Below are 12,289 nucleotides of genomic sequence, written 5' to 3'. Positions count from 1 at the left end.
ACAGTCGGAGGCTATGATGAAAAGAACTAAATATACGATTCTCCTGGCTGCCGCGAGTCTTGCCGCTGCAAGCGGCTGTCAGTCCGGCAAACAAGGGGAGGCTGCTTCTGATGCCCCTTTTTCCATCACGCTGCTTACTGCCAGCTTCTCCAATAACCCTGCAAGCAAGGACAGCAAGGTGTGGAAGATGCTGGAGGAGTATACCGATACCGATCTGAATATAATCTGGACGCCCAATGCGTCCTATAACGATAAAATGAATATTACTCTTGCCTCCGGGACGCTGCCCATGGTGATCAAGGTGGAGAATACCCGCATTCCCGGCGTGGCCGCTGCCATTCAGAAGGGACAGTTCTGGGAAATCGGCCCTTACCTGAGCCGCTATCCCAACCTGAGCAAGGCGAATCCGGAGATTCTCGGCAATATCTCCAACGGCGGGAAGGTATATGGCATCTATCGGGCGAGACAGCAGGGCAGACCGGGAATTTCGTACCGCAAGGATTGGCTGGACAAGCTGGGGCTTGCCGAGCCTCAAACCATTGATGATTTCTACGCCATGCTGAAGGCTTTTACCGAAGGCGACCCGGACGGCAACGGCCTCCATGATACCTATGGCCTTGCCGTATCCAAGTATCCCCTTCCCTGGGATATGATGCAGGTTTGGTTCGGAGCCCCCAACAAATGGGGGATTGATGAAAGCGGCAAGCTGGTTCCGGAGCATTTTACGGCCGAGTACCGCGATAGCCTGAAGTTTTTCCGCAAGCTTTACGCCGAGGGTTTGGTGAATTCCGACTTTCCAATCTTTGACCCTACGCGCTGGAACGAGCAGGTGACCAGCGGACATGCGGGAGTGATGCTGGATGTGGCGGACACGGCGGGGCGGCTGGAAACGGGGCTGAAGCAGAATAACCCCAAGGCGGTCATCGACGTTCTGGGGGCGGTTGCCGGATCCCATGGCTTGCGGAGCCTGAGCACTACCGGATACAACGGCGTCTATCTGATCTCCAGGAACGGAGTCAAGACGGAGCAGGAGCTGCTCAAGGTACTGGATTTTATGGACAAGCTGAATGATGGGCCCGTGCAGCGGATGCTTTATTACGGTTTGGAAAATATTCACTACAAGATGTACAATGGAGCCATGGAGGCCGTCCCCAATGACCAGGTTCCTCCGGAGTACAACGCCAATGATCTGGAGCAGCTGCTGCCGCTGATCCCGGAGCTGACCAAGTTTAAATCCGGCTCCCCCCTGCGGGAAAAGGTCAATGTCGTCATTGCCGAGAATGCCCGGATTCTGGTGACCAATCCCGCGGAGGGGCTGGAGTCCACCACCTATATCCAGAAGGGCGGCATGCTGGATGAAATGATTGAGCAGGCGAGAATCCAGTATATCACCGGCAAAATCGACGATCAGGCCTTCGACACGCTGCTGGAGGCGTGGAGCACCATCGGAGGCGATCAGGTGATCCGGGAAATCAATGATGCCTACCGCTTGAAAATGAATACAGCGAAACCAATTCAAGGAACCAGTGGTGAATAAGCGATGAATCGTATTGTGGAACGGATTGGCAAGCCTATTCTGGAGCGGCTCGGCCGGAACAAGCGGCCCCATTATAATAAAAGTTTGGCCATGATTCTCCTGGTGTCCAGTATTCCGGGCTTCATTATCGGCGCGCTGGTGTACTGGATGGGAGGAGGGCGGCTGGAATCCGAGCTGCTTAATCTTCATAATGTGCAAATTGAGCAGCGAGCCCGCAATATTGACGAGCAGCTCACCAATCTGGAGCTGATGCTGTCCCATTGGGCCTTTGACAACAAGTTTGATTACAGTCTGCTGGATGTGGATTTTAACACCGACTTCGAACGGGCCAAGGATATTTCCAAAACGCTGCTGGTGATGCAGGGCTCCAATACCATGACCAAGCGGGTGGAGCTGTATCTGCAGGAAACCCCTGAGGTGATGTTTGACCCGGAATATTCCGTCATCCGCAGCCCTGCCGTTTCCGAAATCTACAAGCAGCTGATCCAGCCCAACCGGATTACCTACTGGACCCAATGGGCCTTCGACCCTGCCAGACCCAATGAGAAGGATATTACCCTGGTTCACCAAATTCCCGGGGGAAGCTTCGACCCCTTCGGCACCTTGCTGGTCCGGCTGGATTCCCAGAAGGTATCCGATATGCTCAAAACCATGCTGCCCTATAATGAAGGGGAAAGCTTCCTGCTTCAGGATTCCGGAGATGTATATGCCTCGGCAAGAGGAGGGGCGCTGGATTCATCCTTTGTCACCGCATTGCGGGACAAAATTGAGGAGCATCCGGACAGCAGAGCGTTTTTCTTCGAGTGGAAGGGCATTACCTATACGGTATCGTACGGCACCTTTTCCCGGATTGCCTCCAACTGGACTTATGTGTCGGCGTCGCCCATCTCCAGCATTACCTCGCCGGTGGTGTTTATTTCCAAGCTGATCCTGATTATCAGCTTCTGTGCGCTGCTGCTGGCGGTGCTGCTGTCGTGGGTGGCTTCGCGGCGCATCTATTCCCCGGTGAACCGGCTGGTCCAGCAGCTCCTGGGCGGCCAGGCGCCGGCGGGAGGCAAAGAGGATGAATTCGCCTTGATCGAGCAGCGCTGGAACAGCCTGTATGAGCAAAGCCATGAGCTGCAAAGCAGACTGGCCGAGCAGCTTCCCCATGTTAAGGAGAGCTTCCTGCACCAGCTGATGCAGGGTTACCTCTATGCCTATTCGGAGGAGGATCTGCTGAACCGGATGGAGAGCTTCAAGTGGGAAGTCCGGGACCGGGTGTTTATTGTGATGTATGTGCAGTTGACCGGCATCACCAGCCATGAGGGGAAATTCAAATACGGCGACGAAGGGCTGGTTACCTTCGCCGCGGTGAACATTATCAGCGAATTGGCCGATCTCCATTTTGAACAGCATAATTCCATTAACTTTCATGACTTAACCGCCGGTTTGCTTGTTATCGTGCCCAATGACGAAACCTATGCCGGCGAGCTTCAGGCCTTCGCGGAGGAGCTGACCCAGGCCGTCAACCAGATGCTGAAGATGAATGTGACTTTGGCCATCAGCCGGCCGGTAAGCAAAATTTCCGAAATTCCCGGTTCTTTTGAAACGGCCAGACAGGCTGCCGCCTTCCGCAATTTTTCCAACGAGAATCAGATTCTCGATATGGAAACCCAGCCCCATGTGCCGGAGGAGGCGGAGCTGCAGTATCCCTTCTCTCTGGAGCGGGAGCTGATCCAGGCCATGCGCACCGGCCAGGAATCGGATACCTATAAGCTGCTGGAGGATTTCCTGGTGTCGCTCTCCTCCAACGGAGCCAAGGAAATCGATGTGCAGCAGGGTATGCTTCACCTGTTGGGCAGCATCCAGCATGCGGTGATGGTGTCGGGCATCAATCCCAACCGCCTGTTCAAGGGGATCAATATGTATGAATCCCTGTCCCAGATCCGGGAAACCAAGCTGATCCTGGAATGGTTCCAGGACAAAATCGTCGCCCCTTATTTGCGGGAGCTGATGCAGCGGACAGACGCCCAGGTGAAGCGGATTATTGAGCAGGCCATGCTGTACCTCCAGCAAAACTACATGAATGATATTTCCCTGGACAATTGCGCGGAGCATACGGGCACCAATCCCTTCTTCCTGAGCAAATCCTTCAAGCAGGTTACCGGCAAGAATTTCATCGACTACCTGACAGAAATCCGGATGGAGAAGGCCAGAGAGCTGCTGCGGGATACGGATCTGCTGATTAACGATGTGGCGGAGCGGGTGGGTTACCAGCACAGCTACTTCAACCGGATTTTCAAGAAGCTGGAAGGCATGACGCCCACCCGGTACCGGGAATTAAGCCGGGAGAAGGGGCTGCAATAAAGTCCAAAACAGGTGAAAATGTGCTATTGCAGGGAAGCGGACGGACAAGAAAGTCTCATTGTCATCAAGGGGGAAGCGGCCTAGAATGGGGGTGCAGCTTTCGAAAGACGAACAAAGGAGATGGTCTTGTTGTCTTCACTTACACCGGTCCAATTGCGCTGGCTCAAGAACCCGTCGAGAGACGCCGGCATTACCTGGGGGATTCCCTGGAAGAAAGGCGAGCTTAACCGCAAGGAGAGCCTGTGCCTCTCAAGCGCCGACGGCGCTCGCCAATACCCCATGGACAGTTGGCCAACGGCGTATTGGCCTGACGGAAGTATCAAATGGTCCGCCCACGCGGCGGTTGTCCCCGCTTGGGAAAGCGGGGGTTTTGTGCTGGGCAAAGGGGAAGGGGCGGCTCCTGCTTCCCGCGTAACGGTTGAAGAATCCGCAGAACGGATTATGGTTTCCTCCGGGGCAATCCGTTGGGCTGTGGCCAAACAAGGCAGCCGGATTATCGAGGGGATTGAACGCGGCGGAACGGAAATCTGCGCTGGCGGAGCTTTGGTGGCGCTGACGGAAGTGCATGACCGTGTTTCGGGGATGCAGGCGTACCGACAGGAGCCATTTGAGGGCATGATCCGTCAGGCCACCGTGGAAGCCGCGGGTCCGGTGCGAGCGGTGATCCGGCTGGAGGGCCGGTACCGGGCCAAGTCCGGCGCGCGGGAGTGGCTGCCGTTTACGCTGCGGCTTTATTTCTATGCGGGCCAGGAATCCATCCGGCTGGTGCATACCTTCTATTATGACGGAAACCCCCATACCGATTTTATCAAAGGGCTGGGGATTTCCTTTGAGGTGCCCCTGTCGGGGCCGCATTATAACCGCCATATCCGGTTTGCGGGGGATCAGGGGCTGTTCAAGGATTCGCCCAAGTCCATGTACAACCGGCGGACCAAAGGCGAGTATCTGGAGAAGTATGAGGATCAGTTGGAGGGCAAGGCCCTTTCCTTCGATGAGGAAGAGGATGCCTATTACCTGGGCCTCCTGAAGGATGCCGCCACTTGGGACAGCTTCAAAATCCTGCAGGATTCCTCCGAGCATTTCACCGTCCGGAAGCGCACCAAGGAAGGCTGCTCCTGGGTAAAAGGGGCGGAAGGCCGCCGGGCAGGCGGCGTAGGCTACGCAGGCGGAGTATCCGGCGGGATCGCCGTTGGGCTGAAGGATTTCTGGAGGAAATATCCCTCCGGTATGGAAATTACGGGAATGGCCGGGGAGCAGGCCCGCTTCACCGTCTGGTTCTGGTCACCGGACGCGGAAGCCATGGATATGCGGCATTACGATACGGAAACCCATGTGCTCTCCTCCTATGAGGGAGCCGATGAGCTTAGGGCTACGCCTTACGGCGTTGGCAACACCCATGAGCTGACTGTCTGGTGCCTTGGCGCCACCCCCGGTTCCGATACCTTCGGGCAGCTGGCGGAGGCAGCGGATATGCCGGAGCTTCTGGTATGTACGCCGGAATATTACCACGACACCCGGGCCTTCGGCCTGTGGAGCCTGCCGGACCGCAGCACCCCGGAGAAGGCTTATTTGGAGGACCGGCTGGACGGCATCATCGCCTTTTACCAGCGGGAGGTGGAGCAGCGCAAGTGGTTCGGCTTCTGGGATTACGGCGATTTTATGCACAGCTATGACGCAACCCGCCATGTCTGGAACTATGATCTGGGCGGCTGCGCCTGGCAGAATTCGGAGCTGGTCCCCAACATGTGGCTGTGGACCATGTTCCTCCGCTCCGGCCGGGCGGATATCTTCCGGATGGCGGAGGCCATGACCCGCCATACCAGTGAGGTGGATATGTACCACATCGGCGAATACGCCGGACTGGGCTCCCGGCACAATGTGGTCCATTGGGGCTGCGGCTGCAAGGAGCCCCGCATCGCCATGGCCGGCTTGCACCGCTACTATTATTACCTGACGGCGGATGAGCGGATCGGCGATTGTATGGAGCTGGTGAAGGACGCCGATTACGCCACTGTCACCCTTGACCCGCTGCGGGCGTATCATCCCAAGGACGAGCATCCCACCCATATCCGGGTAGGTCCCGACTGGGCGGCCTTCAGCTCCAACTGGATGACCCGCTGGGAGCGCTTTGAGGATACCTTCTACCGGGATAAGATCAGAACAGGCATCGATTGCATCAAAAAGGCCAATTACCGGCTGATCTCCGGCCCGGCCTACGGCTACGATCCGAAAACGGGGATCTTGTCCTCCATGGGCGACGACAACCGGGGACGGCATCTGTCCATCTGCATGGGCGGCCCCCAGGTATGGTTCGAGCTGGCGGAGATGCTGGAGGACCCGGAGTGGAACGAGATGATGGCCGAATACGGCATCTATTACAATGCGCCGCAGGAGGAGAAGGATCTTTTGTCCCATGGGGAAATCTCCCACAAGCATTTTGAGCATCCGGTGCTGAGTGTGGCCATTGCCGCCTACGGCGCGTATTACAAGCAGCATACGGTAACCGCCGAGCGCTGCTGGAATATCCTCCACGGCAATCCCTTCGGCGCGGCGGATCTTCAGGAGCAGTCGGAGGATGTGGTGTATATGGACGGGATCAAGGAAATCGACTGGATGAATACCAATGAAGCCAGCCAATGGTCGCTGAATACTATCCTGAGTCTGGAATTGATCAGTGAATGGCTTCCGCCGTTGGGCAGCAAACAAAAGTGAGGTGATAGGAGATGAGCGGGAATGAAGCGGGCCGGCTGATTCCCTCCGGCTGGGAGAGGATCTATCATAATCCGCTGGCTGAGGCGTCCCATGTGAACGGCTTCCGGATGGAGGGACAGGGGCTGGTCTCCTTCCCGGAGGGCCGGATGCGGCTGGAGAACGGCATGGACCCGGAGGCGGGCCAGGCGGCCAATTTTGTGTTCTGGTGCCCGGAGGAGTTCCCTGGGGATATGGCGGTGTCCTGGGAGTTCAGGCCCCTCCGCGAGCCGGGGCTGGCTATCTTGTTCCTGGCAGCCAGAGGCGCCGCGGGCAAGGATTTGTTCGATCCCGCCCTGGCCCCGCGGACAGGGATTTACGACCAGTACCATCACGGGGAGATGGATGCTTTCCACATTTCCTACTTCCGGCGGAAATGGCCGGAGGAGCGGCAGTTCCACACCTGCAACCTCCGCAAAAGCTACGGCTTCCATCTGGTGGCCCAGGGAGCGGACCCCATCCCCGGAGTGGAGGATGTTGTGGAGCCTTACCGGATGCTGGCTGTGAAGCAGGGAGGCTCCGTCTCCTTCTATATCAATGAGCTGCCGGTTTTTTCATGGCGGGATGACGGCGCGGCCTACGGGCCGCTGCTGGCCGGAGGCCGGATCGGCTTCCGCCAGATGGCGCCGCTCCTGGCGGAATATGCCAATATGCAGGTATATGCCAAGCGATAAACAAGGAGGCTTTTACAACAGATGGCCAAGATTTATGTTACGTACCCCCAGGGCAAATTCAAGGCCCTGACCATGAGCTATGACGACGGCCGCAAAGCCGACAAACGGCTGGTGGAGATTTTTAACCGCAACGGCATCAAAGGGACCTTCCATATCAATTCCGGCTTCTTCGGCAATAAGGAGTATGACCGTCTGGAGGAAGCGGAATGCGTGGAGCTGTACAAGGGGCATGAGGTTTCGGCCCATACCCTGACCCACCCCACCATTGCCCGCTGCCCCAAGGAGATGCTGGTCCATGAGGTGATGGAGGACCGGAAGAACCTGGAGCGTATCTTCGGATACACCATCCGTGGCATGTCCTATCCCAACGGCTCCTACAACCCGCAGATCAAGGAATTGCTGCCGCAGCTGGGCATTGAATATTCCCGGGTGGTGGAAACCACCCATGGCGGCTTCGGCCTGCCCCATGACTGGCTGGAGTGGAAAGCCACCTGCCACCATAAGGACAATCTGATGAAGCATGGCGAAACCTTTGTTTCCCTGCACAAAAAGCAATATCTCTACCTGATGTATGTCTGGGGCCACAGCTACGAGTTCGACAATGACAACAACTGGGAAATCATTGAGGAGTTCTGTGAATTCGCCGGCGGCCGGGACGACACCTGGTATGCTACCAATATAGAGATTGTGGATTACATGAAAGCCTACCAGCGCCTCCGCTTCTCCGCGGGGATGGAATTTGTGGAGAACCCGGGCGCCGCCTCCGTATGGCTTAGCGTTGACGGAGAAATCCGGGAAATCCCGGGCGGCGCCACCGTCCGGTTCTAACGGATTTATGCCAAACAGCCTGTACCTGACGGGAAGCCGCCGGGGCAGGCTGTTTTTGCTTGTGCGGCGTGCCCAGAGGCACGCATTTTCTAGCCGGTGGAAACGTATCGACAAAAGCCCCTGTCACAGACAGGGCGAGCGGCATGGCATGAAAGAGGATGCAGTCACGGGGGTAACACCTCGGGGGCCGGCAAGCTGAATATTATTGTAGAGAATTACCGCGAATAGGGGGGCGGTGCTCTTGCTCCAGCACCCGAAGCTTGCTGCGCAGATAATGCAGGATGCTTTGTTTATCCCGATTTACCGGAGCAATGCTTTCCCATTGATCTGCAAAATACTGCTCGAAGGCGCGGACAAGCATCGGCTCCCGTATGATTCCGCGAATCTCCGGAGCCTGCTGCTCCTGGCGGGAGCTGAGCACAATTGCCTGATATTCCTTCATCATAAAATAGTAATGGTGGTTGGACGGGCTCTCTGTCCGGTGCTCCAAAGCAATATGGAAGTGTTCATACGCCGTGAGCAGGTGAATCACATATTGAAGATGCTGGATCAGATCGGCAGTTTCCAGGCGAATCATCTGCATCCCCCATTCGTTCCAAAAGGCATACTTGCGTCCATGCATCCACTCCTCGATTGCCTTCAGGCTATATATTTCCCGGTGCTCGAAGTGAGGCAAATTGCTCCTGAAGGCCTGGACCTGTTCACGGTGATTGGCCATGACGGACTGCTGATGCTCAGCGGGGACATTGGCGGCGCAAAGCTTTTCGAACAATAAATCGGGAAGTGTAAGCGTACTGAATAAACTGGCAATATACAGCCGCTTTCCTGCCGCCTGCTCACTCGCCAATAGCCCCCGTGCATAATCCCTGCGCAGGGATTCAGCATAATAATCTATTCCGGCCCGTGCCGCTGTTGTTTGAATGGTGAGGAAATAGTCACTGAAAACCTCGACAGCCACCGGGTCCTTCATGAAGAAGGCACGGTCGATTCCCCCGGAGGCGCTGGTTGCCAGGCAGGATAAGGCGCCTTCTCCCGGAACGATCAGCAGCTCCCGGCCCATACTTGCCGCGTCACTGCCTTGCAGCAGGTAAGGAGTGAAGTGTCCTGTCTGGATCAGCCGGGAAGCGAAGTCGGTCAGACGAACCAGCCGTTCCATATTCCGGTCCATATGCATAAGACAGATTACACTCCAGCCATTGCGAATAGCCGACGTAAGCATATCGCCCAGCCTAGCCCAATCCGCGTGCATCGGAAACAGCTCTGCGGTATGGAGCAGAGAAAACCGGATAGTATCTGTTCGTTTTGCACTGCGGCTGGAGGCCGCTTCCAGCATGGACAGGGCGAGAGCCGATATTTGGCGCTGTCCCGAAATAATCTTGTTATCCGACGAAAGTGAAGTAAAGGGAACCACCGCTTGTTTGCGGAAGACGGACTTCTTCTTTTCCATCTGTTTTCTGGCCTCCAACGAGTACCCTTGAGCCTCCAGCAGCAGCCTCCTGATTTTGTCCCTCGTACTGTCCTCTTGTCTGATTTCACCGAACGTCTTGATGCACAGCCTGTCTATTTGCTGGATTTGCAGGGAATGGAGAACATTTTGCGCCAGGTAGCTGGCCATATCATCAATATAATTGGAGCGGTAGGATGGAACCCTCTCCCCCCGAATCCATCTGCTGATTAGGGAGCCGTCCACATTAATTGCCCGCGACAGCCTGTTGGCGCTCATGTCCAGAGCGGATAGCAACAGGCTGAGGCACTCCCCAAACGTGATTTGAGCCATCACCGCTTTCCTCCCCGGATGTGAATGGAATCGCCGCCTGCTTTATTGCTGCAGCATAGCGGCGATTCCATTGTATTCGTATGAGACGAACAGGAATAGCATGGCGAGTAGGAAGAAGGAACTATATTTTGAACCGGGATACGGAATCGATCAATTGTTGGGACTTCTCCCTGGCAGAATCCGCCAGACCGGTCACGTCGGAGGACAGCTCTGCGATGGCTCCCGCCTCACGGGCAATATTGGTGGCGCCGGCAGCGCCGTCGCTGGAGGTGACGGCAATTTCATTGATGCCCTTGGACAGATTATGTACAGAGGCCAGCAATTCCTGAGAAACGGCACTGAAGTCTGTAACCAGGTCGTTAATCTCTCCGGATTGTAAGCTGTACTGCTCTCCTGCTGTGACCAGGCGGTCATAATCCCCCATTACCCGGTTCTCAATAAAATCCAGCAGCTCTCCGGAGCTGTTGGTCATGCTCTCTATGGAACCAAGAATGGCACTGTTGGCCCGCTGGATTTTTACTGCAGTTTGCTGGGAATAATCGGCCAATTTGCGAATTTCTCCTGCCACCACAGCAAATCCCCTGCCTGCCTCCCCTGCTCTTGCCGCTTCAATGGCAGCATTCAGGGAAAGCAGGCTGGTCTGTGAAGCAATCTCCATGATGGCTTCCGACAGCTCATGAACCTGGTGTGCCGCCTCCGCCTGCTCCATCGCTTGGCGAAGGCTGACTTTGCTCTGATCATACATGGACAACGCCTGCTCCTTGGATGCGGAGGCTTCCTCCTGCATTTCCACCGCCATGGCATTGACGCTCCCCGCTGCCGCTGCTCCGTCATTGGCCTTCACCGCAATGGATTCGGCCGCTTTCTCCATTTGTTCGGAGGAAGCGCTCATCTCCTCCGCCGCCGCTGCCGCCTCTTCGGTTCCGGCAGAAAGCTCCTCTGTTGTCGAGGAGATGTCCAGAATGTTCCGGTTCAGCTCCTCCATGCCATGATGAATGCGCTCCAAGGCAAGTCCTACCTCCTGGGAACCGCCCACTACCTGCCGGACAATCCCGGTGAAGGAGGCTTGCATGGCGGCAACTGCCTGGGCCAGCATGCCGGTTTCATCACGCTTGGCCAGCAACCGCGGTGGAACTTGCCGGGAAAGATCGCCGGTAGCCACAACCTCCAGGTGCGCGGCTGCTTGCCTGATGGGCTTGGACAAAAAATCCGCCATGAAATAGGTGGCGACGAGTCCGGCAAGCAGCAGAAGCAAGGTCGCTGCCAGAAGCTTGACCGTCAAGCTGTTGACGGCCTTGTCCACCATGTCGGATTTGGGCGCCATGATTCCCAGGGACCAGTCAGTTCCATCAATCGGACTATAACCCATATATTTGGTTATGTTTTGAAAGGTATAGGTTCCCACGCCCTCTTCACGTTGCACCATCCGCTCCTCCATTGCAGCCAGTGGCTTTAGGCTGTCATCCTGCTTGGCTTCCTCAATGGCGCTGTACATACTCATAACCAGATCCTGATTGGCATGGGCAATGACTGTTCCGCTTTTGCCCAGCATAAAGGCCTGTCCGTTTGTGCCAAACCGGATGTCCTCGGCCATTCTGCTCAGCTCATTGCCGTCCCGAATGGCGGTCAGAACACCTGTAATGCTGTCTCCCTGACGGATGGGAACCGCGTATACCACGACGACTGAATTGGTCGTTTTGGATACGATGGGATCGGAGACATTGCTTTTTCCCTCCAGGGCCAGCCGGTAATAATCCCTGTCCAACACATCTGATTCCGAGCCATCGGTAAGAACAACATATCCCTTTAAATTCCCGATTCCCATCTGCAGGTGGCCGCTTCGTTTGACCTCTGCATTGAGCATGGCCAGCTTCTCTTCCATGGTGGTGCCGGAGCCGCTGAGGATGGGAGTTCCCGCCAAAGCCTCCATTGTTTGCAGTTGAATATTGACACGGCTCTCAATCGTCTTGGAGGATTCCCTGGTGAATTGGATAAGGGTATCATTAATTGTTGCAGAGAGGGAGTCGTGTGATTGAGTGTAAGAGGTATATCCCAACCCCAGGCAAACTGTGAATAACAACGCCGCAAAAACCAAGCATATTTCCGCTTTTATACTTTTCAGCTTCATCATTGACGTGTCCCTCTCTTGGTATAGGAATGGATATGCTTCATCTGCAAAAACAGATATGACGAATTTGGTCGCATTTTCTCAATTTTTGCAGATTGTAGTGATCATCTATCAGCATATATCAGCCCGTGTCTGAAATATATCAGCCATTGCCAACTGTCAATACCCTGGTTTTGACAGTTGGCAGAAGGATCTTCGGTATACCTGTTTTTCCGGTGAGCGGCCTCCTGTCCGATTCCTGCAAGATA

At 55.7% G+C, this 12,289-nt stretch carries 7 protein-coding genes; 5 read left to right on the top strand and 2 right to left on the bottom strand.

What is annotated here, in order from left to right:
- The first annotated feature begins 13 nt into the window (after positions 1-13).
- The 5 genes from DQG13_RS16235 to DQG13_RS16215 all read left to right on the top strand — a co-directional run bounded on the left by DQG13_RS16235 (position 14) and on the right by DQG13_RS16215 (position 8,136).
- On the top strand, positions 14-1,537 hold the full coding sequence (locus tag DQG13_RS16235; RefSeq protein ID WP_113020835.1) for an extracellular solute-binding protein: 1,524 nt from the start codon (positions 14-16) through the stop codon (positions 1,535-1,537).
- 3 nt (positions 1,538-1,540) lie between these two features.
- Positions 1,541-3,886, top strand: a complete 2,346-nt coding sequence (locus DQG13_RS16230) for a helix-turn-helix domain-containing protein (RefSeq protein ID WP_113020834.1) — start codon at positions 1,541-1,543, stop codon at positions 3,884-3,886.
- A gap of 120 nt (positions 3,887-4,006) precedes the next feature.
- Entirely contained in the window at positions 4,007-6,598 is a 2,592-nt protein-coding gene (locus tag DQG13_RS16225) for an exo-rhamnogalacturonan lyase family protein (protein ID WP_220094392.1), read from the top strand.
- Between the two features lie 11 nt (positions 6,599-6,609).
- Positions 6,610-7,308, top strand: a complete 699-nt coding sequence (locus tag DQG13_RS16220; protein ID WP_113020832.1) for a DUF1961 family protein — start codon at positions 6,610-6,612, stop codon at positions 7,306-7,308.
- 21 nt (positions 7,309-7,329) lie between these two features.
- Positions 7,330-8,136: a polysaccharide deacetylase family protein gene (locus DQG13_RS16215; RefSeq protein WP_113020831.1), complete on the top strand. Its 807-nt coding sequence runs from the start codon at positions 7,330-7,332 to the stop codon at positions 8,134-8,136.
- 202 nt (positions 8,137-8,338) lie between these two features.
- On the opposite strand, the gene DQG13_RS16210 is transcribed toward DQG13_RS16215, so the two are convergent.
- Both DQG13_RS16210 and DQG13_RS16205 read right to left on the bottom strand, forming a co-directional pair.
- Complete coding sequence (locus DQG13_RS16210) at positions 8,339-9,913, bottom strand: helix-turn-helix domain-containing protein (RefSeq protein WP_113020830.1); 1,575 nt, start codon at positions 9,911-9,913, stop codon at positions 8,339-8,341.
- A 121-nt stretch (positions 9,914-10,034) separates the two neighbouring features.
- Complete coding sequence (locus DQG13_RS16205) at positions 10,035-12,044, bottom strand: methyl-accepting chemotaxis protein (protein WP_220094390.1); 2,010 nt, start codon at positions 12,042-12,044, stop codon at positions 10,035-10,037.
- Between the last annotated feature and the right edge of the window lie 245 nt (positions 12,045-12,289).

The sequence above is a fragment of the Paenibacillus sp. YN15 genome, from assembly GCF_003285005.1.
Lineage (GTDB): Bacteria > Bacillota > Bacilli > Paenibacillales > NBRC-103111 > Paenibacillus_AR.
The sequence above is the reverse complement of the archived record's forward strand: the minus strand, read 5'-3'. Positions and strand labels throughout refer to the sequence as shown.

Coding starts and splice junctions, on each gene's coding strand:
- DQG13_RS16230 (WP_113020834.1), top strand. CDS start 1,541: ATGAATCGTATTGTGGAACGGATTGGCAAGCCTATTCTGGAGCGGCTC.
- DQG13_RS16235 (WP_113020835.1), top strand. CDS start 14: ATGATGAAAAGAACTAAATATACGATTCTCCTGGCTGCCGCGAGTCTT.
- DQG13_RS16210 (WP_113020830.1), bottom strand. CDS start 9,913: ATGGCTCAAATCACGTTTGGGGAGTGCCTCAGCCTGTTGCTATCCGCT.
- DQG13_RS16205 (WP_220094390.1), bottom strand. CDS start 12,044: ATGATGAAGCTGAAAAGTATAAAAGCGGAAATATGCTTGGTTTTTGCG.
- DQG13_RS16215 (WP_113020831.1), top strand. CDS start 7,330: ATGGCCAAGATTTATGTTACGTACCCCCAGGGCAAATTCAAGGCCCTG.
- DQG13_RS16220 (WP_113020832.1), top strand. CDS start 6,610: ATGAGCGGGAATGAAGCGGGCCGGCTGATTCCCTCCGGCTGGGAGAGG.
- DQG13_RS16225 (WP_220094392.1), top strand. CDS start 4,007: ATGGTCTTGTTGTCTTCACTTACACCGGTCCAATTGCGCTGGCTCAAG.